The sequence below is a fragment of the Haladaptatus sp. HS23 genome (assembly GCF_056892285.1).
In genome coordinates this window covers 112,992-133,949 of record NZ_JBXGLH010000002.1, presented here as the reverse complement: position 1 = coordinate 133,949, position 20,958 = coordinate 112,992, and the positions used below count along the sequence as shown (strand labels likewise).

The 20,958-nt window shown below is 63.5% G+C and carries 21 protein-coding genes and 2 pseudogenes; 7 read left to right on the top strand and 16 right to left on the bottom strand.

Annotated elements, in window-relative coordinates:
• Nucleotides 1–136: 136 nt before the first annotated feature.
• Entirely contained in the window at nt 137–1,696 is a 1,560-nt protein-coding gene (locus AC1XDK_RS06840) for a long-chain-fatty-acid--CoA ligase (RefSeq protein ID WP_483349071.1), read from the top strand.
• Between the two features lie 162 nt (nt 1,697–1,858).
• Here the strand turns inward: AC1XDK_RS06840 and AC1XDK_RS06835 are convergent.
• The 5 genes and pseudogenes from AC1XDK_RS06835 to AC1XDK_RS06815 form a co-directional block, all read right to left on the bottom strand.
• Nucleotides 1,859–1,924: pseudogene (locus AC1XDK_RS06835) on the bottom strand (plastocyanin/azurin family copper-binding protein); the annotation flags it as partial.
• 47 nt (nt 1,925–1,971) lie between these two features.
• Entirely contained in the window at nt 1,972–3,045 is a 1,074-nt protein-coding gene (locus AC1XDK_RS06830) for a YhjD/YihY/BrkB family envelope integrity protein (RefSeq protein WP_483349070.1), read from the bottom strand.
• A 55-nt stretch (nt 3,046–3,100) separates the two neighbouring features.
• The gene (locus AC1XDK_RS06825; protein ID WP_483349069.1) at nt 3,101–4,084 is read right to left on the bottom strand and encodes a PrsW family intramembrane metalloprotease; all 984 of its coding nucleotides are present in this window, start codon (nt 4,082–4,084) and stop codon (nt 3,101–3,103) included.
• Between the two features lie 54 nt (nt 4,085–4,138).
• Nucleotides 4,139–5,323, bottom strand: coding sequence for a lactate 2-monooxygenase (locus AC1XDK_RS06820; protein ID WP_483349068.1), 1,185 nt, complete (start codon nt 5,321–5,323; stop codon nt 4,139–4,141).
• Between the two features lie 107 nt (nt 5,324–5,430).
• Nucleotides 5,431–5,796, bottom strand: coding sequence for a winged helix-turn-helix domain-containing protein (locus tag AC1XDK_RS06815; protein ID WP_483349067.1), 366 nt, complete (start codon nt 5,794–5,796; stop codon nt 5,431–5,433).
• Nucleotides 5,797–5,905: 109 nt separating this feature from the next.
• Between AC1XDK_RS06815 and AC1XDK_RS06810 the strand changes: the two genes are divergently transcribed.
• The 4 genes from AC1XDK_RS06810 to AC1XDK_RS06795 all read left to right on the top strand — a co-directional run bounded on the left by AC1XDK_RS06810 (nt 5,906) and on the right by AC1XDK_RS06795 (nt 8,998).
• Nucleotides 5,906–6,421: an MFS transporter gene (locus AC1XDK_RS06810; RefSeq protein ID WP_483349066.1), complete on the top strand. Its 516-nt coding sequence runs from the start codon at nt 5,906–5,908 to the stop codon at nt 6,419–6,421.
• A gap of 32 nt (nt 6,422–6,453) precedes the next feature.
• Nucleotides 6,454–7,194, top strand: a complete 741-nt coding sequence (locus AC1XDK_RS06805; RefSeq protein ID WP_483349065.1) for an MFS transporter — start codon at nt 6,454–6,456, stop codon at nt 7,192–7,194.
• Nucleotides 7,195–7,312: 118 nt separating this feature from the next.
• Nucleotides 7,313–8,314, top strand: a complete 1,002-nt coding sequence (locus tag AC1XDK_RS06800; RefSeq protein ID WP_483349063.1) for a TIGR04024 family LLM class F420-dependent oxidoreductase — start codon at nt 7,313–7,315, stop codon at nt 8,312–8,314.
• Nucleotides 8,315–8,590: 276 nt separating this feature from the next.
• Complete coding sequence (locus AC1XDK_RS06795) at nt 8,591–8,998, top strand: luciferase domain-containing protein (protein ID WP_483349062.1); 408 nt, start codon at nt 8,591–8,593, stop codon at nt 8,996–8,998.
• Here AC1XDK_RS06795 and AC1XDK_RS06790 read toward each other — a convergent pair.
• From AC1XDK_RS06790 to AC1XDK_RS06780, 3 genes are all read right to left on the bottom strand, one after another.
• Nucleotides 8,995–9,225, bottom strand: a complete 231-nt coding sequence (locus tag AC1XDK_RS06790; RefSeq protein WP_483349061.1) for a hypothetical protein — start codon at nt 9,223–9,225, stop codon at nt 8,995–8,997. The two genes, AC1XDK_RS06795 and AC1XDK_RS06790, sit on opposite strands and share 4 nt — an antisense overlap.
• Nucleotides 9,225–9,368 carry a hypothetical protein gene (locus tag AC1XDK_RS06785; RefSeq protein ID WP_395282177.1) on the bottom strand — a complete coding sequence of 48 codons (144 nt, stop codon included), beginning with the start codon at nt 9,366–9,368 and terminating at the stop codon, nt 9,225–9,227. Before AC1XDK_RS06785 ends, AC1XDK_RS06790 begins: the two co-directional genes overlap by 1 nt.
• A gap of 236 nt (nt 9,369–9,604) precedes the next feature.
• The gene (locus AC1XDK_RS06780; RefSeq protein WP_483349060.1) at nt 9,605–10,594 is read right to left on the bottom strand and encodes a DMT family transporter; all 990 of its coding nucleotides are present in this window, start codon (nt 10,592–10,594) and stop codon (nt 9,605–9,607) included.
• A 168-nt stretch (nt 10,595–10,762) separates the two neighbouring features.
• Here AC1XDK_RS06780 and AC1XDK_RS06775 point away from each other — a divergent pair, with 168 nt between their 5' ends.
• Nucleotides 10,763–12,451, top strand: coding sequence for a thiamine pyrophosphate-binding protein (locus AC1XDK_RS06775; protein WP_483349058.1), 1,689 nt, complete (start codon nt 10,763–10,765; stop codon nt 12,449–12,451).
• Here the strand turns inward: AC1XDK_RS06775 and AC1XDK_RS06770 are convergent.
• Complete coding sequence (locus AC1XDK_RS06770) at nt 12,442–13,155, bottom strand: class I SAM-dependent methyltransferase (RefSeq protein ID WP_483349057.1); 714 nt, start codon at nt 13,153–13,155, stop codon at nt 12,442–12,444. The genes AC1XDK_RS06775 and AC1XDK_RS06770 overlap by 10 nt on opposite strands.
• Nucleotides 13,156–13,266: 111 nt before the next feature.
• Between AC1XDK_RS06770 and AC1XDK_RS06765 the strand changes: the two genes are divergently transcribed.
• A complete protein-coding gene (locus AC1XDK_RS06765) occupies nt 13,267–13,533 on the top strand; it encodes a hypothetical protein (RefSeq protein ID WP_483349056.1) in 267 nt (88 codons plus the stop codon).
• Between the two features lie 8 nt (nt 13,534–13,541).
• Here AC1XDK_RS06765 and AC1XDK_RS06760 read toward each other — a convergent pair whose 3' ends face one another.
• The 7 genes and pseudogenes from AC1XDK_RS06760 to AC1XDK_RS06730 form a co-directional block, all read right to left on the bottom strand.
• A complete protein-coding gene (locus tag AC1XDK_RS06760; protein ID WP_483349055.1) occupies nt 13,542–14,951 on the bottom strand; it encodes an FAD-binding oxidoreductase in 1,410 nt (469 codons plus the stop codon).
• The gene (locus AC1XDK_RS06755; RefSeq protein WP_483349054.1) at nt 14,905–15,234 is read right to left on the bottom strand and encodes a maltose acetyltransferase domain-containing protein; all 330 of its coding nucleotides are present in this window, start codon (nt 15,232–15,234) and stop codon (nt 14,905–14,907) included. Before AC1XDK_RS06755 ends, AC1XDK_RS06760 begins: the two co-directional genes overlap by 47 nt.
• A gap of 48 nt (nt 15,235–15,282) precedes the next feature.
• Complete coding sequence (locus AC1XDK_RS06750) at nt 15,283–15,975, bottom strand: 6-hydroxymethylpterin diphosphokinase MptE-like protein (RefSeq protein ID WP_483349053.1); 693 nt, start codon at nt 15,973–15,975, stop codon at nt 15,283–15,285.
• A 34-nt stretch (nt 15,976–16,009) separates the two neighbouring features.
• Nucleotides 16,010–16,822: pseudogene (gene folP / locus AC1XDK_RS06745) on the bottom strand (dihydropteroate synthase); the annotation flags it as partial.
• A 40-nt stretch (nt 16,823–16,862) separates the two neighbouring features.
• Nucleotides 16,863–18,959, bottom strand: a complete 2,097-nt coding sequence (locus AC1XDK_RS06740) for a hypothetical protein (protein WP_483349051.1) — start codon at nt 18,957–18,959, stop codon at nt 16,863–16,865.
• Between the two features lie 157 nt (nt 18,960–19,116).
• A complete protein-coding gene (locus AC1XDK_RS06735) occupies nt 19,117–19,818 on the bottom strand; it encodes a DUF7504 family protein (RefSeq protein ID WP_483349050.1) in 702 nt (233 codons plus the stop codon).
• 58 nt (nt 19,819–19,876) lie between these two features.
• The gene (locus AC1XDK_RS06730) at nt 19,877–20,803 is read right to left on the bottom strand and encodes a methyl-accepting chemotaxis protein (RefSeq protein WP_483349049.1); all 927 of its coding nucleotides are present in this window, start codon (nt 20,801–20,803) and stop codon (nt 19,877–19,879) included.
• Nucleotides 20,804–20,958 lie beyond the last annotated feature (155 nt).

Genomic DNA, 20,958 nt, shown 5'->3' with positions numbered 1-20,958 from the left:
GGACGGATGGGGTGAGTTCACTTAACCGTCGAACCCACTCTGTGGGGTTTGTGTTCCGGCGTGGGGCGAACATTTCAAGCTCCGAACACGGCCTTTCGGTGATGTTTTATAATGAGCGTCCTCGTTATACACAACCATGGTAAATCTTAGCGCATCGGTTGCGGACACGGTTTCCGACTACGCGGACTCCCCGGCCATCGTCACAGAGACGCAAACGCTGACGTACGAGGACCTCTGGGAGCAGGTCAGCGGTTTCGCCGCCGGGTTGGAGGAGCGAGGAGTCGGCGTCGACGACCGGGTTGCAGTCTATCTACCCAACGTCCCCGAGTTCGTCCTGACGTTCCACGGGACGCTCGCGGCGGGCGGCGTCGTCGTCCCGATGAACCCGCAGTATCGGACGCGAGAAATCAGCCATCTCCTCTCCGACAGCGGCGCGAAGGTGGTCGTCACCCTTCCGGACCTCGTTCCCGTCGTGGAGGCGGTCCGCGCGGATACTGACGTGGAGTACGTCGTCTCCGTCGGCGAAAGCGACGAGGAGGGCGTGACGTTCTTCGGCGACTTCCTCGGCGAGGGTGACGGCGAAATCGTACCACGAGACGACGATGACCTCGCCGTCCAACCCTACACCAGTGGGACGACGGGAACGCCGAAAGGGGTGGAACTGACACATCACAACCTCACCTCCAACGCGCACGGGTCCGCGGCCCTCGCGCCGGGTGGAATCGGTTCGGACGACTCCCTCTTGGGCGTCCTCCCGCTCTTTCACATCTACGGAATGACGGTCTGTATGAACGGGACCCTGTTCAGTGGCGGTGCCTTCTACCCACTTCCGACGTGGGACGCCCAGCAGGCCCTGTCGCTCATCGAAGAGGAGGAACTGACGCTGATGCACGGCGTCCCCGCGATGTACAACGACATCATCAATCAACCGAACGCCGCCGACTTCGACCTCTCGTCCCTCCGACTCGCCGGTGTGGGCGGCGGCGGCATTCCCATCGAAGTGCTCCGACGGTTCGAGGAACTGTACGACGCGAAGATATACGAGGGCTACGGCCTGACCGAGACGAGTCCCGTCACGCACTTCAACACGCCCGATAAGGGTCGCCGGGTCGGCAGTATCGGGACGACCATCGACGGCGTCAGCGCCAAAATCGTGACCGACGACTTCGAGGAGTTGCCGCCGGTGGAGAAGGGACCGCTCGCGGAGGACGACGCCGAACTGGACGACGTGACCGGCGAAATCGTCATTGCCGGACCGAACGTGATGGCTGGCTACGCCGGTCTCCCGGACGCGACGGCGGCGGCGTTCACCGAGAAGGACGGGGAGCGCTGGTTCCACACGGGCGACATCGGCTACTGGGACGAGGACGGCTTTTTCTACGTCGTGGACCGCAAGAAACACATGATAAACACGGCGGGCTACAACGTTTACCCACGCGAAGTCGAGGAACTCCTCTTCGAACATCCCGCCGTCGCGGACGCCGCCGTCGTCGGCATCCCGGACGAGCGCCGGAACGAGACGATCAAAGCCTTCGTCGTCCTCACGCCGGACGCGGACGTGACCGAGGACGAGATTCAGGAGTACTGTCTCGAACGACTCGCGGCGTACAAACATCCGCGCGAAGTCGCGTTCGTAGACGAACTGCCGCGCACGACCACGGGGAAGGTCCAGAAGTTCGAACTGCAACAACAGTAGCGAAGTACTGATAGAAAATTTGATAGTATTGGGATCGGATAGTTCGGATGGCTGGCGTTCACCAGCCCTATCGTGACCGTTCACGGACGAACGGTTTCGTTGTTCATGGTTTCAGAAAGCGGGTCCGCTCCTCGCCTCGGCGACCCGTTCCTCTGATGCGACCTATCTCTCGACGACGATATCGGCGACCATCCCCATCGCCTCGTACGGTTGATACCAGTAGCGGTACGTCCCCGGAACCTCGAACGTGTAGTGGTAGCGATAGCCCGATACGGCTACGAGGAGGTGTCACCTTTCGGCGCGACGGGTTCGTCGTCCGCTTCTTCCGCCGGGACGTGCCAGCGGAGCGTCACGAACCGCTCCGTTCCGTCGTCCGTGGAAACCTCCCCCTCGGTCACGTCGATGTGGCCCGTCGGCCGGGTGAATTCCCTCCGGTCGTCGGTTGCGGCCGGACGCATCCGCTCGTAGCGCCCGGTGACCCCCTCGCGGAGGTCACGGAGGTAGTCCGCGAGTTCGTCGCGGGTCAACGACGCTTCGCGTTCGGTCCCGTCGTCGACATCCTCGACCGTATCGGAGTACCCGCCGAGGACGGCGTTGATGACCGCACCGAGCAGGAGGACGAGTCCCGAGAAGTACAGCCACGTGATGACGACGATGACGCCGCCGAACAGGCTGGCGGAGCTATCGCCCTTGGACGCTAAATACACCTGAAAGAGCGCTTGGAGCGCGGCCCACCCGACCGCCGCGAAGACCGTTCCCGGCAGGACCTGTCGCCACTCCAGTTCGGCGTCCGGGAAGACGTAGTACATCGGAAAGAACGCGAGAATCAGACCGGCGACGAGTACCAACGGCGTGAGGAGTCCGAGGTACGGCACGGTGTCCGCGAACGCACCGAACACCGCGCTGACGAGCACGGTTGCGACGATAGCGACCGTGAGTGCGACGAGGACGACGAACGCGTCTTTCACTTGGTCGACGAAGGAGTTCTCGCCCTCGGTATCATAAATCTCCGAGAATGCGGTGTCGAGACCGCGGAATATCTTCAGCGACCCCCACACGAGGACGACGAGTCCGATGAGCGACGCACCGCCCGCGGACGCGTTGGACCGAAACACCTGTTCGATGACGTCGGCGATGGGTCCGGGAAGCGAACCCCCTGAGAGTTCGATGATTCTGTCCTGGAGTCCTCCGCCGACGACGCCGACGACGATGAGGAGCAAGAGGAGTATCGGTGCGAGCGAGACGAACGCGTTGTAGGCGATACCCGCTGCCATGAGCGTCACGTTCTTCTCCGAAAAGTCCGAGGCGACCCGCTTTCCGGTTCCCGTTATTCTGCCGAGGCTGACCATGGATGATGGAACACGATGACGGTAAAGAGCGGTGCGGCCGATGACACGTCTCCTGCTACAACCATCCCAACCGCACTTGTCCCTCGTAGTACTCCCGTGCGCGCCGAATCTTCCGGAACAGGTAGGTGGCTACCAACCCCGAAAAGACGAGGACGTACACCAACAACCAGAGCAACACGTCGCCGCCGAAGACGGCGGAGAGGACGTTCGTCACGAACCCGGCGGTCGAGTTGTAGAATCCGTGCAGGAACGCCGGAAGGGCGATTCCCTTGACGATTATCGGGCCGCGGTTCGCGGGGGCGATTTTCGCCAATCCGAGGTAGTAGCCCGAAATGGCCGCCCAGAGGACGTGATTCGGGCCGACGATGGCGCGCGTCACCGCGACGCCGGAGACGGTGACGGCGGTGCCACCGTGGATGCCGACCGACCCGACGACGTAGGTCAGGTTCTCGATGGTCGCAAAGCCCAATCCGGCCATCGCGCCGTAGACGGCACCGTCCACCGCCGTCTGGAAGTGCGGCGTCCGATAGGCGTGGAACCGAACCGCGAGCCATTTCACCGTCTCCTCGACCGGCCCGACGACGAGGAAGAAGAACGGCACGATGGCGAGGGTCTCCACGCCGACACCGGACAACACGCCCATTCCGACGGTGTTGATTATGGCGGCGAACGCGGCGAACACCAACCCGAGGAGGAAGGTGGCGACGAGCGTCGGAATCGGTTCGCGTTCGGTCGGGTCGGCACGCCAGATGTACACCGCGAGGAGCAGTGCGGGCACGATGGAGAAGAACGAGAGCAACCCGAGAAGTGGGCGTCGCGCGAGCGTCGTCGACACCAACCCGAGTTCGATGAAGACGAACGTCAGGGCGAGCAGGAGCGTGACGCCGCGGGTCGCCTCGGAGAGGACGTGGTATAGCCGAACCGAAAGCCTGTCTACCCGCGTTCTCGGCTCCCACGACTCGATGTCGTACGAATCCTCTCCCCTCACCATCGTTTGTGTCCCTCCGTCGGCCGTTCTCTCCCGGTCGTTTTCCCCCATACCCGTAATGGCTACGGGTGCGACCCTCAAAGGGTTTCCTCGGCCACCGAACCGTCAGCGTTCGCTTTCGCGCAGGGTCGCACGGGACACGTCTTCGAACGAGACGTGTCCCGACAGCGCCAACGTCAAATCGAGGTCCGCGAGGAAGTTCTGCAACACGTCCCGCACGCCCTCGCGTCCCGCGATTGCGAGGCCGTAGACGTAGGGTCGCCCGAACAGGACCGCATCGGCACCGAGCGCGATTGCGCGGAACGCGTCCGCCCCGCGGCGGACCCCGCTGTCGAAGAGGACGGGTACGTCGTCGCCGACGGCATCCACAACCCCGGGAAGTGCGTCGAGCGCGCCGATTGCGCCGTCCACCTGTCGCCCGCCGTGGTTCGAGACGACGAGACCGTCGACGCCGCGTTCGACCGCTTCGCGGGCGTCGTCGGGGTGGAGGATTCCCTTCAACAGTATCGGAAGGTCGGTGTGTTCCCGGAGGAAATCGAGGTCGTCCCACGACAGCGACGGGTCCCCGAAGGTCTCGGTGAACCGCCAGAGCGCGGAACTCGTGTCCTCCTCGGGCGGCGAGTCGAGCGCGTCGCGGAACGCCGGGTCCGAGAGGTAGTTCGCCACGCCCTCGCCGTCGAGGAACGGGAGGTACGCGTGGTCCACGTCGCGTTCGCGCCACCCCATCATCGGCGTGTCGAGCGTAACGACGACGGCCTCGTAGCCCGCGTCTTCGGCCCGCGAAACGAAGCTCGCGGTCACGTCCCGGTCGGCGCTCCAGTAGAGTTGGAACCAACCGAGCGTGTCGCCCAACGCCTCGGCCACGTCCTCCATCGTCTCCGACGACGCCGAACTCAACACGAGCGGCACGTCGAGTTCGGCGGCGGCCCGCGCGGTTGCGAGTTCGCCCTCCTCGTGGATGATGGACTGGACGCCGATGGGCGCGAGCATGACCGGGACGGGAAGCGTCTGCCCCAGAATTTCGACCGACAGGTCGCGCTCCGACACGTCGCGGAGCATCCGCGGCACGATTCGCCAGCGGTCGAAGGCGCGGCGGTTCTCCTCCTTCGTGCTCTCCGACCCGGCAGAACCCGCGACGTAGGCGTGGGCTTCCGGGGGGAGGTTCTCCCGTGCGAGGTCCGCGAGTTCGTCGGGAGAGGTCGGGAGGTCCGGCGTCTGGTCGGCGAGCATTCCGCCCGCGTACACCTCTCGCTGGCGGTCCGGTCCGAATGGTTTCGAAGATTCGTCCATACGGAACTGACAGACCGTGAGGGATTATACTTTGTTCCGAACGGCACGGCGGCGGTGTCGGACCGCACGGATTCGAACCCCGCGTCGTCGGCGAGCGAGGCGTATCGTCAGAACCGGTCCGGCGTCAGATGGACGTGGAACAACTTTTCACAGTCCTGCTCGCCGCAGACCGGGCACGAATCGTCCTCCTCGCGCACATCGAACTCGTCTTTCGCTACGGGCGTCGCCGCCGAGATGACTCGCGTTCCGGCGTGGCCCAATTCGTACCCCGACTCGGTCTGCCTGACGAAGTACTCACAGAGCTTCGTCAGGTGGTAGTTGAACTTGCCCGTGTCGCGCACCCCGACCCGCTCGCGGAGTTCGGTGAAGGAGAGCGTCTCCGAGGCGTCGGCGAGTTCCCGCAGGATGGACATCCGAATCTCGTTGCCCAGCACGGAGAGCGCGTCCATCGAGGGTTCCGTCCCGTTCGTCATGTCGGTGACGTTCGATGGGATCGCCCATCAATCCCCCGAAAACGTATTTCCGTACTTACAGAACTGGCGTTCACCGAACCCTCATCACCCTCGCGCTGGGACGGTGTGTATGGCTGAAATCGACTCGTCGGCCGAATCGGCGGGATGGCGCGGCCGGTTCGGCGCGTCGAAAACCGGGACGCTTCTCGCCAATACGGGATTCCGACGGCTGTATCTCGCCCGCACGGTCAGCGGCGTCGGCGACGAACTGTACTTCATCGCCGCGATGTGGTTGGTGTACCAGTTGACCGGTTCGACGCTGTACACTGGCGTCGCTGGATTCCTCACCCGACTCCCGCAAATCGTCGGGTTCCTCTTCGGCCCGCTCGTGGACCGCTCGCGCCTCTCCCGCCTGCTCGTCCTCGTCGCGGCGGCCCAAGGCGTCGTCGTCCTCGCCGTTCCGCTCGCGTCCCACGTGGGGGCGATGAGCGTCCCCCTCGTCCTCGCCGTCGTGGCGCTCCTCTCCCTCCTCGGACGGGTCAACGCACCGGCGGAACAGGCCGCCCTCCCGCGTCTCGTGGACGACGAACTGCTTCCCCGAGCGAACTTGTCGACTCGGCGACACAGCAGACGCTCGGTGCGTTAGCACAGGCGCTCTCGGGTGCTCTCATCGCCGCGTTGGGTTCCGTCGCGCTGTTCGTCTTCGACGCGACGACGTTCGCCGTCGGCGGACTCTTTTTCGTCCTCCTCACCGTCCCGACCACGGAGAAGACGGGCACGTCCCCGTCGGCGGGGGAGTACGCGGCAGATATCCGCGAGGGGTTCGACCTGATTCGAAGGTCCGTCGTCGGCCACATGGTCGTCGCGGCGGGTATCGCGACCGCGTTCACCGGCATGTCGGCGTCGGTCCTCCCCGCGTTCGCCGACACGTTCGGCGGGGCGGAGACGTACGGACTCCTCATCGCGTCTTCGACCGTCGGACTCCTCCTCGGGTCGCTCGTCGCGTCGCGGTTCGAGTCCGTCCGGTTCGGGCACGTCACGGTCGTCGGATTCCTCGTCGCAACGGTCGGACGGGTCGCTGCCGTCAGTACCGGATGGCTTCCTGCGGTACTCCTCGTCTACGGCGTCGCCGCGGTTCCGCTCGGCATCTACAACGTCCTCGTCAGCGCGACGATTCAGACCGGCGTCCCGAACGACCTGCTCGCTCGCGTGAGTTCGACCATCGGTAGCCTCATCGCCGTCGTCGGTCCGGTCGGCTACCTCCTCGGCGGCTATCTCGGAGACACCGTCGGAAGCCCCATCGTCATTGGACTGTCCGGCTTGGGGTACTGTCTGCTCGCGGTCTACTGGTTGGCGATTCCCTCGCTCCGCGGGTTCCCCCCCGTTACCGGCATGGAACCGAACTCCTTCGGCGCGTGAATCGGTCGGCGCTCCCGGTGGATGAACGGGTTTCGCAAAACCGCGCGTTCAACTCCCGGAAACTCCCGAATCGTGAACATCGACACTGATAGGTGTCCACACGAATCATTCGTACAGAATGGCTGCAACGAGAACGGTTCATCTCCCGGTCGCGGCGCAACCGAGCGTTGAGACGCTCGTGGACCTGACACAGAAGGCAGAGGAGTTGGGCTACGACCACGCGTGGCTTCCCGAGACGTGGGGCCGCGACGCGGTGACGAGCCTGACGGCGATGGCGCTCGGGACGGACGAAATCGGCCTCGGGCCGTCCATCGTGAACGTCTACTCGCGGTCGCCCGCGCTCATCGGGCAAACCGCCGCCACGCTCCAAGAGGTGTCCGACGGGCGGTTTCGCGTCGGCATCGGCCCGAGCGGCCCGGTCGTCATCCAAGGGTGGCACGGCGAGGAGTTCGACCGTCCCCTTCGGCGCACCCGCGAAACCATCGACATCGTTCGGAAAGTGCTGTCGGGCGAGACGGTGAACTACGACGGCGACTGCTTCACGTTAGGTGGCTTCCGACTGCGATGTGACCCGCCGGAGACGCCGCCGCCGATAGACGCCGCGGGAATGGGACCGAAATCGGTCGAACTCGCGGGTCGATTCGCCGACGGATGGCACGCGACGCTGTTCACGCCGGACGGCATGGAGGACCGACTCGCCGACCTGCGTAGGGGCGCGGACCTCGGGAACCGCAACGTGGACGACGTAGAAGTGACGCTCTCGCTGACCTGCTGTGCGTTGGACGACGGCGAACGCGCCCGAACCCTCGCCCGCCAGCACGCGGCGTTCTACATCGGCGGCATGGGAACGTACTACCGGGATTCGTTGGCTCGACAGGGCCACGAGGAGGTCGCCTACGACATCTCGTCCGCGTGGGCGAACGGCGACAAGGAGCGGGCGACCGAACTGGTGAACGACGACCTCTTGGACCGACTCGGGGCTTCGGGAACGCCCGAACGCGCACGCGAGGAGTTCCGGAAGTTCGCCGACATCGACGGCGTCGATGCAATCGCGGTCGGCTTTCCCCGCGGTGCGACGGTCGAAGAGGCGCGCGAGACGATGGCCGCGTTGGCTCCCTGAGCCCGAACTGGTTGGGGGACAGTAGCTTTTCGTTCGCGTAACAATCGGTTGCTGGGACGAATCCCGGCGTCCCAGACGTGCCTCATAGACTGCAACCACAGCAGGATGGCCTGCCATGGGCCATCCCTGTATTGCCCAAACCGACCCCTTATACTGCCGACGTGCCCGCGTTTCGGCGACCCTCCTCCCGAAAGGAGCAAATCGAAGAGAGCCCTACCATCCGGTATGCCGAGCGTTTGCGATTACGGTCGGAAACGCGACGGTACGGGGGAAACGATGACTGACGCAATCGACGCAATCGTGACGGAGGTATCGGAGTGGGACGGCGTGAACGCGGGGGAACACCGGTACGGGGGGACGGAGTTCATCCTCGGACAGCGTGAAATCGGTCACGTCCATCGATGGGGTATCCTCGACATCGCGTTCCCGCGCCCGGTGCGCAACGAACTCGTCGCCGAGGGAAAAACCGGCCCCCATCACATCTATCCCGAATCGGGGTGGACGACCTTTCACGTGGAGGGGCCGAACGACGTGGACGAGGCGCTCTGGCTCTTGCGACTGTCCTACCTCTTTCACGCGACGGCGATGTCGAAAACCGACGAAGCGGAAGCCCTCTCGTCGCTCGATGTGGACGCGGAATTCGACACGCTCGAACCGAGCGACGAACTACGGGCGCTCCGCTAACCCGTCGCCCACTCCGTCGCCGCTTCGACCGCCTCGGCCCGCGAGTCGGTTTCGGTGACGGTGTCCCACTCGTCCTCGGCCACGTCGTAGGCGTAGACGGCGTACCCCGAATCGCGGTAGGTCAGATTCTCCACGTACAGTTCCCGGTCCTCGTCGTCGCTTAGCCAGATTCGGATCTGTTTGCCGCCCTCCAAATCCTCCCGACGACGCCAGCCTTCGAGGGCCACTACGCGGCCCCCCAGTCCGTGATGCCGAGGACGCGGTCACAGTCGGGGCACGTCCAGACTTTCGGCGTACTCGCGGCGGCCCCCCGTTCGAGGCGCTGTGCCCAGTCGGTGATATCTTCCTCGCAGTATGGACAAATCGCCATGCAACGGGGCACGACGGCGTTCGACTTGTACGTTCGGGCGCGTTGAATTGTATGCGTTTTTATAAATGGTCCGGTGTCGGGGAACGAACGATGAGGGGCGACCGCCGGTTCGCGGTTTCATCGCTCACTTTCGGGGTTCCTTCGAAGCCTCGCTTCCCTCCGGGTTGCCCCAACGTCATCGTGAATACCGAGCGGATTCAAAATATCGAAAAAACACTCCCGATTACACCGCCCAGTTATCCTCGATAGTAGACGTTCCCAGAGACGACGACCGTTTCGGGAGACGTCGCGCCGGGGGGCGAACGCGACGGGCGGCGTGCCGCGACGACCCCGCGTTTGAGCGCCACCCATTTCAGCAGGACAAACCCGGCGACGATGACGAGGAAGCCGGAAACCGTGGCGTCCGTAATCGGTTCGCCGAGCAGGAGCGCCCCGAACAGCGTGGCGACCACCGGAACGGCGTAGTTCACGAGATTGACCTCGTTCGCACCGATTCGGTCGAGCAGGTCGAAGTAGATGATGTAGCCCCCGATGCTGACGACGACGGCGAGGTACACCAGCGAAACGACGGCGGGACGCGTGAGCGAGACGCTCGGCCAGCCGTGAATCGCGGCGCTCGTCGCGTGCAGGACGAGCGCGCCGACGGCCATCATCCACGCCTGCTGGGAGAGCGCCGGGAGCGTCGTCCGCAGGCGTTGGGTCACCACCGACGCGAACGCGAAGATGAAGGCACCGACGAGCAGCAACCCGATGCCGACGGTGGACCCGCCGAGCGACGTCGGGTCGGCGACGACGACCACGCCGAGGAGCGCCAGCAGGATGCCCGCGAGTTCGAGCGCGTCGAACCGTTCGTTCGGCAGGAGCGCTAACGCGAACACCGGCGTGGCGACCGGTTTCAGGCTGAGGACGACGGCACTCACGCCGCTCGTGACGTACCCCTGTCCGGTGAAGACGAGCGCGAGGTAGAGGCCGAACATGAAGACGCCGCCGACGCCGACGAGCGTCCAGTCGGTTCGCGTGGCTGGCCGCCACTGGAAGTCGTCTCGGCGGAGTCCGAGGACGGCGACGACGGCCAACAACACCGCACCAGCGATGTCGTACCGAAGCGCCGCGAACAGGACCGGGGGAAGCGTCTGCAACCCGGTTTCGATGGCGACGAACGACGAACCCCAGACTACCGCGAGCAGAGCGAACAGCACCGCATTTCGATATCGTGATGGAATCATGGTAACTTCTCGAACACCTGTGTTCAGTTGGTGATGGCGGTAGTAGGCCCTCACACTTGAAAATTCTCGAAGAGACGATACCATGTCACACAGGGGCTCGCGCCGAATAGTAAAAAAATAGTTACATACTTCCAGAACTCCTTTGGTGGCTCGCAACCAGTCACCGCCATGGCAGAATCACGGACGGGAGCCGAGTTGTTCACCGACGCGCTCGAATCCTACGGCGTTCGGCACGTGTTCGGCAACCCCGGAACGACCGAACTCCCGGTCATGGAAGCGCTGGGAGGGAGCGAGTTGGAGTACGTCCTCGCACCCCACGAGGACATCGCGGTGGGGATGGCGGCCGGATACGCCAGCACGAAGAACTACCACGCCGGCGAGGACGGCAGTCCGGTCGGCGTCGTCAACCTCCACGTCGCGCCGGGCGTGGCCCACGGCCTCGGAAACCTCTACGGTGCGTCGGTGACGGGTGCGCCGCTCGTCGTCACGGCGGGGGCACACAGCCTCGATTTCCGCCACGAGGAGCCGATTCTCTCGGGCGACGTCCTCGCCATGACCGACCAGTTCACGAAGTGGAGCGCGGAAGTCACCGACGTCGAAGCGCTTCCGGCGATGCTCCGGCGAGCGTTTCGCGTGGCGCGGACGCCGCCCACTGGCCCCGTCTTCCTCTCGCTCCCGCTCGACGTGATGATGGCGGAAACCGACGCCGAACCGGAGCGACTCGGCCATATTCAGAATCCAGGTGCGGGCGACCCGGCGGCAATCGACCGTGCCGCGGACCTGCTCGCCGAGGCCGACGACCCGGTTCTCGTCATCGGCGACCACGTCCCACGACACAACGCGTACTCCGACGTCGACTCGCTGGACGCGGCGGTGAGACTGGCAGAGGCGACCGGTGTGCGCGTCCACGCCGAAATCCTGTCCTGTGAGGTGCCCTTCCCCGGCAGTCACGACCAATGGGTGTCGCACGTCCCGCCGGACGAGGACATCGCCGCCGCGACGATGAACAGCGATACCGTCGTATTTGCGGGCTGTTCGACCAATACGACGCTCATGCGTCACGACCGTGACCTCGTGCCCGATTCCGCCACGGTCATCGACCTGAACGACGAACCGTGGCAGGTCGGCAAGAACACGCCCGCCGACGTGGCCGTGACCGGTGATTTGGGCCTCGTGATGGACGGACTCGCCGATGCAGTCGAAATCGAAGACGACGAACTCGCGGGGCGGTTGGAACGGGTCCGGCAGTTCAAGGAGTTCGCCCGACAGCAGATGGCGTCGATGGGCGAAGGGGACGATGAGGACCCGCGGGTGTCGAAAGCCGAACTCGTGGATACCCTCCGCGAGACGCTGTCCGCGCCGTACATCGTCGACGAGGGCATCACCTCGAAGTACGTCATGCTCCTGCGCTGGCCCTTCGAACGCGAGTCCTACATCTCGAACAAGGGCGGCGGCCTCGGCTACGGCCTCCCCGCCGCGGTCGGTGCCGCGATGGCCGAAGCGGAGACGGACGACCCGCGACAGGTCGTCGGATTCGTCGGCGACGGGTCGTATCTCTACTATCCCCACACGCTCTACTCGGCGGCGCGGTACGACGTGGACGTGACCGTCGTCGTTCCGGACAACCGCAACTACCGAATCCTGAAGGACAACACGCTGAAACTGTTCGGCGGCGAGGACGAGGACCACGAGTACGTCGGAATGGACTTCGAACCGCCGGTCGACATTCCGAAGAACGCGGAGAGTCACGGCGCGTCCGGCTATCTCGTGGAGTCACCCGACGGCATCGCAGAGACGTTAGAGGGGGCCTTGACGGAGGACGGGCCGAGCGTCGTGGACGTGTTGGTTCACGACTGAGACGCGGAATCGGCGGCCTCAGCGGACTCGACCGGTCGAAACACCCGAAACGTATCCCGGTCGAGCGCTTCCGAGTCGATTTCGGCGAACCCCCGTTCGGTGAAGATTCTGTTCCAGTTTCGGTAGTACAGCGGGAACTCGTCGCGGACGTAGTTCACGTCCGACCCGTCTACCTCCCCAGTCGTGCCTCCCTCCGTCTCGTCGCGTTCTTCATCGACTTCCCCGTCGACATCGGCTCCCCCGTCGCCACTTCGCTCGTTTTCGACGGTTATCAGGCGTTCGCCGGTTATCCGGGCCAACTCGTCGAACACCCGCCCGTCGTCCGGGTGGAGGTGCTGGAGCGTTTCGACCGAAAACACCACGTCGAACTGACCGTCGTCGAATTCGGGAACGGTCTCCTCGATGGCGTCCATGTGGAACGTTCCCTCCTCGGCGAGGTCCGGGTACGTCTCCTCCATCACGGAGAGCGCTTCGTCGTTGATTTCGATGCCGTGGAGGTTCTCGTAGCCTGCCTCGTGGAGGTGGGCGAGATGCCGACCCGAACTACATCCGAGTTCGAGAATCGACGCGTCCGACGCGACGGCGGAATCGAGGCGAGCGCGGAGCAGTTCGCTCGTCTCGTTGGGTCCGTAGTAGGCGTAGTAGTCCGGCGAGTACTCTCCCGACCGTTCTTCCCACTGTTTTCGGACGCTGTTTGGGTCCATCTATCTCCCTATGTGGTCCACCCATAAACTCCCTGTCGTTCCGAATGCGCTCGACTCTTTTACCGATTCGATGCCGATATCGTTTTATCACCTACTATCATTCGATGTGATATGGATTTGCGTGGGGAATGGCACAACGGCGCACACTCACCCGAAGCGTCCTCCTCCGCGGCGCGCGGAACTGCAATCAGTTGGCATCTCGGCGACCACCTCTCGAACTCTACCGACGTTTCGCGCGTGACGGAGCGAAGCGCGGCGGAACGTACGGAGACGGTGTACGACCTCACCGAGGAGACGTACCTCGTGCGAACGCGAACGCCCGTGGGGCGTGAACGCTACCGCGAAGTGCCGAAACGCGACCTCGACCTCGAACCCTAATCCGACGTTCAGTCATCGATTCGCCCGCCACCGACCGTTTCGGGGAACATCTTTCCCGGATTGAGCGTGTCGTTCGGGTCGAGCGCACGCTTTATCCGCCGCATCGTTTCGACGCTTTCGGTTCCGTGTTCCAATTCGAGATACTCCCGTTTTCCCCGTCCGATTCCGTGTTCGCCCGTGCAGGTACCACCCCACTCGATAGCGGTGTGGACGATTTCGGTCTGTGCCTCACGTGCGCGTTCGATGTGTTCCTCGTCGGATTCGTCCACTAACACGGAGTAGTGGAGGTTTCCGTCCCCGGCGTGACCGAAGCAGGGAATCAGCAGGTCGAGTTCGTCGGCGAGTCGTCGGACGAGGCGAACCATGTCGGGATACGTGCTGATGGGAATCGTCACGTCGCCGAGGTGGAGCGGCGAGAGGTCGGGGTCGTAGGCGTCCACCGCGAAGGCCATCTCCCGCCGGATTCGCCAGAGTTCGTCCATCTCGTTTCCGTCGGCGACCTCGAACCGAGTCACGTCGTGTGCCTCGAACACCGAGCGGCAGAACTCGATTTCGTCCTCGATGCCGTGATTCGCGTGGAATTCGAGGAACACCATGGGTACGTCGGGCAACGACGACCCCGTGTACGCGTTCGCCATCGTCGCGCTCGTCTCGTCCACGAGTTCTATCTTTGCTACGTCCACGCCCGACCGAACCGCGTCGGAAATCGCGTCCACCGCGTCGGAGAGGGAGTCGAATATGGCGCGCCCGCCGCGAATCTGTTCGGGCCGCCCGGCGAGTTCGAGGGTCGCACGGGTGACGACCGCGAGGGTTCCTTCGCTCCCCACGATGAGGTCCTTCAGGTTGTACCCGCTCGACGTCTTGACCGCCTTGCTCCCCGCCGTGATGACCGACCCGTCCGCGAGGACGGCTTCCAGTTCGAGAACCCAGTCGCGAATCTCGCCGTACTTCACTGTCTGCATCCCGCTCGCGTCGTTGGCTATCATCCCGCCGACAGTGGAGATGTCGCCCGACGACGGGAGCGGCGGGAAGAACAACCCGTGTTTGGCGACCGCTTCGTCCACTGCCGCCCCCAGTATTCCCGGTTCGACGTCGACCTGAAAGTCGTCGGGTCGAACGTCGAGCACGCCGTCCATCCGCGTCATATCGAGGCTGATGCCGCCGCGAGTCGGTGCCGCGTTGCCCTCCAATCCCGTCCCGGCGGCGTAGGGCGTTACCGGGACCCCGCGCTCGTCCGCCGCCGCGAGCACTGCCGACACTTCGTCCGTCGATTCCGGCCAGACGACGGCGTCCGGTTCCACTTCCTCCGCTTCCCGTGTCCCCCAATCGCCCGCGTGCCCGGCACGGTGGGAATCACCGAAGGAGTATCGATCATCGGGGAGCGACAGGTCGCGGAGAAACGAACAATCGTGCGTCATGCGGTAGCACTCGTCGTACTGTGAAATAAACCTGTTCGAGTCGCCGCGAGGGAAAGGCGTGTTCAGTCGTCCAATTCTTTGATGACGGTCGTTCGACGTGCGGGTCTTCACCCGTCGAACCGAACAGTTCGTCCAGCAGCGACCGTCGCACCTTCGGTCCCGTTTCGTCCGTCCGGTTGAACCGTCGGGTGTACTCCCTCGCCCGCCGTCGCTCCTCCGCGAGTTCCGGGTCGGATGGGTCGTACAGTTCACCGGCCAGCATGTTCTCCTTCTCGGAAACCATCGTGGGTTCGGTTTCCCGGCAGAAGGCAAAAAGCATCGGACGGAGCGGTTATCCGAACCACGACGCGTCGGTGTCGAAACTATCTCGCCGACCGTCGAGAACCGAAAACCGCTCGTCGCGCCGCCGTTCCAACCAGTGGAGGAGGCGCTCGGCCCAGTCGAGTTTCTTCGCCTTCATCGAACCGACAGTCGTGTCGTCGAAGTCCCATCCGGGGAAGACCAGTTCGTTCGCGCCGAAGTGGTCCGCGAGGAACGCCGCCCGGTCGCCGTCGGTGAATCCGCCGAAGTTCTCGACCGCTCCGCGGGGTTCCGCTTGCGTCGTCGCTAACACGTACTCCGCGTCGAACGTGGCGACGTACGCCCGAATCGCCGGGATGTTGTCCCCGTGTGCGTGTGCCACAACCGGGGTTCCCCGCTTGCTCAACTCGCGGGCCGTTTCCGGGTTCTTGTCGAGGTCGGTGACCATGCAGTCCACGTCGATTCCGGCGTCGAGGAGGACGTCGGCGGCCATCGAGGCGGCGAGGACGAACTCCGCCTCTCGTGCGAGGTCCAGTTCCTCCGAAAGTGACGGACCTGCACCCGCGATGGCGACTGTGCTTCCCGCAATCGGGTCGAGACGAGCGTGGTCGAACGGAACGGCGATGTCGGCGAGCACGTCGCGGGCGCGCTCGTCGTCTTCCCGCGGAAATCCGAAATCCGAGAGGATGGCGCAGTAGGCGGGTTCCCACTCGTCGAAGTTCACGAGGACCCTCCGAACGGAAGCCGTCCCGTCATTGCCGCTCCCGCTCGAAGGCGTGGCCGATGATGGCGGCGTCGCGCGTCTCCGCCACGTCGTGCGTTCGAATCACGTCCGCTCCGCGTTCGACCGCCAGCGACGTCGCGGCGAGACTGGCGGGAAGGCGGTCCTCGGTGTCGCGTCCCACCACGTCGCCGAGGAAGTTCTTCCGGTTGATGGAGACCAGGATGGGCCGCTCTAATTCCCGGAACTCGCCGAGCCGGTGGAACGTCTCACGGTCGTCCGCGAGCGTCTTCTCCTCGCTCCACCCGCCGAACGCCGGGTCGAGGATGGTCTTGTCCGTCAACGGTTCGGACGCCAGCGCGTCGTAGATATCGCCCACGCGTTCTATCGCGCCGGGACGGGTCAAATCCGGCGGACTCGCCATCTTCACGACGGCGGCGTCGTGGCGCTCACAGACCGCGGCCATCTTCGGGTCCGCGAAGCCACAGATGTCGTTTACCATGTCGAAACCCCCCGACAGCGCTTCGTCCGCCACGTCGGCATAGCGCGTTTCGATGGAGAACACGGGGTCCCCTTCGACGTGCTCTATCGTTTCGAGGGCGGTGCCTAATCGGTCGAGTTCCTCCTCGGCGGAGAGGACGTCGAAGCGTTTGTTCGCCGATTCCAGCCCGATATCCACGATGTCCGCACCTTCGGCGACGAGTTCTTCGTCCACGTATTCCGCGGCGTCCGTGGGGTCATCGTACACGCTCGGGTTGTACGGCGACTCCTCGCTGACGTTCAACACACCCATGATTCGTGGTGGGTGTTCCGGCCCGATGCCAAGTCCCGCGGCGACAACGTTCTGCATATCCGAAACTGGGAGAGCGAAGGGATAAAAATCGGCCCTTTCAGTGCAGGTCCGCGGCGGTAATTTCAGTATTCCAGTACAGTTCACCCTCGTATTCGACCGGGGCGGGTTCCAGTTCGAACAGTTCGTCGAGTTCGTCCGCCGTCAGGTGGAGCGTCGCATCGGTTCCCGGAACCAAGTAATGATAACCGCTTTCGTCCTGCGTCGGTTGTGCGCACGACCCGACCTGTGACTTGTTGATGTTTATCCTGATGCTGACCGGATACGTCCCCTCGACGGGTTGGCCCACTTTGATTGCGATGTTGGTGATGACGAACGTCTGGCAGAGGGTCGTCTCCCCGTCCCCGAGAACGACGTACTGGTCACCGCCGAGCGTGGACGTGCGTGCGACCGAAAGCGCGTTTCGAAGCGAGTATCCCCGTCCGAGTAGCCGAGCGAGCCACGACCCGATCTCGGTCGCGGGACCGTTCGAGACGTCGGACAAGGTCGCGATTCCGCCCCTGCTCCCCTTCTCGATGAGGGCCATACTCTGGTGGTACGACCGGCAGGCGTTGAGGAGAAACGACCTCACGCGAACCTCGTCCAGCGTAGTCGTATCCAAGACACCGTCACGACATTCGATACCGTGGCCGTCGACGTGTCCGATGTAGTGGAGGAAATCGATATCCGCCGCGAACAAGGACCGGAGTTCATCGACCGAGAGGTCGTAGCGGATGTCGATGTCGTGGTCAGTCGTTTCGCGGAACTCGTACAACTCCGTCACACGCCCCTCGGCCGCCATTTTGGGGTCGTTGCAGACGATTCTGACGTCGATGGTCGAGGACTCCGACCCGGTATCTTCGATACGGCGGCGATACGAGTCGAGCGTCACCTTGTTGCTACCGACCGGAACGCCGTCGCCCAGCCACTCGTGATGGAGCGTCTCCGACTCCTCGGGACTCACGAACGTTTCCGGAGGGTTCCGCGCCGAAACCGCCCCACTACGACAGAAATCGGCGATTTCCTGCGGCGGCCCGCTCGTCGGCGTCCGTACGCTGACCTCGGGACATCGAACGAGCGCGAGGTCGCTCGAAACGTACGGAAGCGCTTCGGCGTTCCGTCTCGTGGGGTCGATGTCCGCCATGAGATACCATACGGGACGGTAGGGTTCGAGGCGGTCGAACGGGACCGAGAGATAGGCTTCGAGTTGCTCCGACAACGTCCGGTCGTAGAGGGTGGCGAAGTCGAAATCGACCAGCGGTTCGACTTCGGAACGGACGTGGAGCGGCGCAGGGTAAAATCCCTCCTCGCGAAGTAAACAGTCACAGAAGAACACGTGCTGGAGGTGTTCGGAGACGGTCCGCTCGAACCCGGCAGACCCGTCGAGCGAGTGTTCGGAGTTCGGCGTTTCGAGCCGTGGTGTGCGTCCCGGAACCACCTCGGCACCGAGATAGTACGCTAGCGGTGCCACGGGGTAGACGTATTTTCGTTCGGGAGGCACCACCAACCGAACGTCGGTGTCCGGGCGTTCGAGGGTGGATGGCAGGGAGAACTCCTCGCCGCGTTCGATCAGCGGCGGATGACCACGAAGGGTGGGAAACGACCGCTCCGGGGAGAACGTCTTCAACGCGGATCCGAACACGGAGACGGCGCGCATCACATCTTCGATGCCGTCCGTAACCGTAATCGACCCCGGAGGGGCTTCGTGATGCGACCGGACACCGAGACGGACCGCGGTCTCACCGGCCAACTGGACGCTCGCCGATACCCCGTCGGTACGGGTCGTTACGGGACGACCGATGGCGATATACAATCGTATCGGCGCGCTTGCGACTTCGAGAAATCCGACCGACTGCGGCGATGTCCACTCCCCCTCGTCCAGGTGAATCGATTCGAGGACCGTCCCCGCGTCGTCCCAGGCATTGAACACGGTCCCACACGGGATTTCCAGCCGGTCCGTTCGAAATTCGACCGCCGTATCGATGGGGAAGGGAAACCCCTCCGTCGAACTCCGTCGCGGTTCGACTCGCGACGGCGTCCGAAACGTAAAGCTGACCTTCTCGATGGGGTCCCAGATTCGAACGCCGCGCCCGTCGGGGAGTCGTTCGAACGTCGGGACGGACGGTTTCTCGTCCGGGATGGTGTCGTTACGGGGCATTTAATACCCCGCTCGCGACGGAGGAGTCGAATCGAAAGTGTATCACGGGACGTACATCGGATTCCATTGGCGAAAGAGATTGCATACAGGCGCTACGAAGTGGAGTACAAAAAACGACCGTACGTAGTCGAAATATGCCGCCGCGATATGTGCGTTCTCATAGCCGAACCCAGTTCGTCGTCTGCTCGTACTCCGGGACGTGCCAGCGCTGTTCCGGGACCAACCCGTTCGTCTGTCGAAGTTCGACGCGCGCGTCGAACAGCGACGTCAACTCTTGTACGACGGGGGTCGAGTCCGGAACCGGAAGGTGGTAGTGTGCCATCCCGGACACACCGCGAACGAGTGCGAGAACGCTTCTGAGAAATCGTTCGACGGCTTCCCGTTCACAGTGTTCGAGCGGCTTGATGAGCGAGTCGAACGACAGACGCAGTTCCGACGGGGAAAGCCCGTCCGCCCATTCGTCGAAGAAACTGACGGCGGTGACGATATCGCTTCGGAGCGCTCGAAGCGACCCCTCGGGGGAAGCGAATTCGCCCGGTTTCGATGGCGCTGCCGCCGAGCGTGAAACGGCACGCTCGTCGTCGCCCCAGTCGATGACCCACACGTCCGGGTCGTCGGCGTTCGTCCCGCCGGGTAGTTTCGAGTTCGCGTATCTGGCTATCGTATCGCTGAGGACGAGGATGCGCTTTCGCTCCTCGGTGGACGCACCCAAAAGCTGCATCGTCGTTCTGTTCGTCGTCGTCTCGGAGACTCGCCCCGTGACGAGGATGTTACAGCCTCGCCGCTTGAAATCGGAGAGAACGTCGTGGAACGTCGGCGAGCACCCCCCGCCCCGGAACGAAATCCCTGCAGAACGCATTGTTTGATGCATGATTTCTGCGAATGATGATAAAAATTCTGATGGCTCTGTGGTCAGGTCACTCGGCCATTTCGTCCATCGCCTCGCTTACGTCTCGAATCGCCATCGTTTGCTCCTCGACGGCCGCAGCGACCTCCCCCGTTTCGTCCCCAATGGTACTTGCGTTCTGTGCGGTCTGGTCGACCATCGACGCCACCTCCTCGGCGGTCGCCGCTTGCTCGTCGGTCGCGTCCGCGACCTCCTCGATGCCGAACGTCGCTTCCTCGACCGCTTCGCTGATCTCGTCTAGGCTCTCCATCGCGGTTCCGACCCGTTCGAGACCGGACTCAATCCGCTCTTCGCCCTCGTCCAAGCGCTCGACGGCGTTTTCGGCGTCCGCCTGGATGTCGGACACCATCCCCTCGATGTCCCCCGCTTGCTTCTGTGACTGCGTCGCCAACTCCTTGATTTCGTCGGCGACTACCGCGAACCCGCTTCCGGCCTCACCGGCCCGAGCGGCCTCGATGGACGCGTTCAGCGCCAACAGGTTCGTCTGGTCGGCGATGTTGTTGATGATTTCGGTCACTTCGCCAATCTCCTCGATTTCCCTCCGAATCGTGTACATATCGTCGGTGATGTTCGTGGTCAGTTCCTGTATCGACTCCATCGCCGCGACGACCTCGCCCGCCGAGGATTGGCCGTCGTTCGCCTGCTGTCGCGCCTGTGCGCTCGCTGCGGATACCTGTTCCGCCGACGCGGCGACCTCCTGAATCGCGGCGCTCAGTTCCGACACTTCCGTCGCAACGGTTCGCATTCCGCTCGACTGTTCGTCCGAAAGCGCCGCGATTTCACCGATACTTTCGGCGATTTCCTCGGACGATTCGTACAGTTCCAACAGCCCCTCCCGTGCCTCGTTCGCTCCCTCTTCGTCCGCCGTTTCGAGGAGCTCCTCTTCGATGTCTTCGTCCAAACTGACGTCCGCTTCGTTCCCCGCTACCTTTTCCATGGTCGACCATATGACCAAACACATATATAAGTTATCAGATATATTATCGATATAGTCATATAAGATATAAATAACTACGGATAGTGTAGTTGGGGAGACTACTTCTCACACACGACCGCAGACACGCTCTTTTTGTCCTTCCGGTCGCTACGGGA

Excerpts from the sequence above, each read along its gene's own strand:
- AC1XDK_RS06840 (WP_483349071.1), top strand. The coding sequence starts at position 137 with ATGGTAAATCTTAGCGCATCGGTTGCGGACACGGTTTCCGACTACGCG.
- AC1XDK_RS06830 (WP_483349070.1), bottom strand. The coding sequence starts at position 3,045 with ATGGTCAGCCTCGGCAGAATAACGGGAACCGGAAAGCGGGTCGCCTCG.
- AC1XDK_RS06825 (WP_483349069.1), bottom strand. The coding sequence starts at position 4,084 with ATGGGGGAAAACGACCGGGAGAGAACGGCCGACGGAGGGACACAAACG.
- AC1XDK_RS06820 (WP_483349068.1), bottom strand. The coding sequence starts at position 5,323 with ATGGACGAATCTTCGAAACCATTCGGACCGGACCGCCAGCGAGAGGTG.
- AC1XDK_RS06815 (WP_483349067.1), bottom strand. The coding sequence starts at position 5,796 with ATGACGAACGGGACGGAACCCTCGATGGACGCGCTCTCCGTGCTGGGC.
- AC1XDK_RS06810 (WP_483349066.1), top strand. The coding sequence starts at position 5,906 with ATGGCTGAAATCGACTCGTCGGCCGAATCGGCGGGATGGCGCGGCCGG.
- AC1XDK_RS06800 (WP_483349063.1), top strand. The coding sequence starts at position 7,313 with ATGGCTGCAACGAGAACGGTTCATCTCCCGGTCGCGGCGCAACCGAGC.
- AC1XDK_RS06795 (WP_483349062.1), top strand. The coding sequence starts at position 8,591 with ATGACTGACGCAATCGACGCAATCGTGACGGAGGTATCGGAGTGGGAC.
- AC1XDK_RS06785 (WP_395282177.1), bottom strand. The coding sequence starts at position 9,368 with ATGGCGATTTGTCCATACTGCGAGGAAGATATCACCGACTGGGCACAG.
- AC1XDK_RS06780 (WP_483349060.1), bottom strand. The coding sequence starts at position 10,594 with ATGATTCCATCACGATATCGAAATGCGGTGCTGTTCGCTCTGCTCGCG.
- AC1XDK_RS06775 (WP_483349058.1), top strand. The coding sequence starts at position 10,763 with ATGGCAGAATCACGGACGGGAGCCGAGTTGTTCACCGACGCGCTCGAA.
- AC1XDK_RS06770 (WP_483349057.1), bottom strand. The coding sequence starts at position 13,155 with ATGGACCCAAACAGCGTCCGAAAACAGTGGGAAGAACGGTCGGGAGAG.
- AC1XDK_RS06765 (WP_483349056.1), top strand. The coding sequence starts at position 13,267 with ATGGATTTGCGTGGGGAATGGCACAACGGCGCACACTCACCCGAAGCG.
- AC1XDK_RS06760 (WP_483349055.1), bottom strand. The coding sequence starts at position 14,951 with ATGACGCACGATTGTTCGTTTCTCCGCGACCTGTCGCTCCCCGATGAT.
- AC1XDK_RS06755 (WP_483349054.1), bottom strand. The coding sequence starts at position 15,234 with ATGGTTTCCGAGAAGGAGAACATGCTGGCCGGTGAACTGTACGACCCA.
- AC1XDK_RS06740 (WP_483349051.1), bottom strand. The coding sequence starts at position 18,959 with ATGCCCCGTAACGACACCATCCCGGACGAGAAACCGTCCGTCCCGACG.
- AC1XDK_RS06735 (WP_483349050.1), bottom strand. The coding sequence starts at position 19,818 with ATGCGTTCTGCAGGGATTTCGTTCCGGGGCGGGGGGTGCTCGCCGACG.
- AC1XDK_RS06730 (WP_483349049.1), bottom strand. The coding sequence starts at position 20,803 with ATGGAAAAGGTAGCGGGGAACGAAGCGGACGTCAGTTTGGACGAAGAC.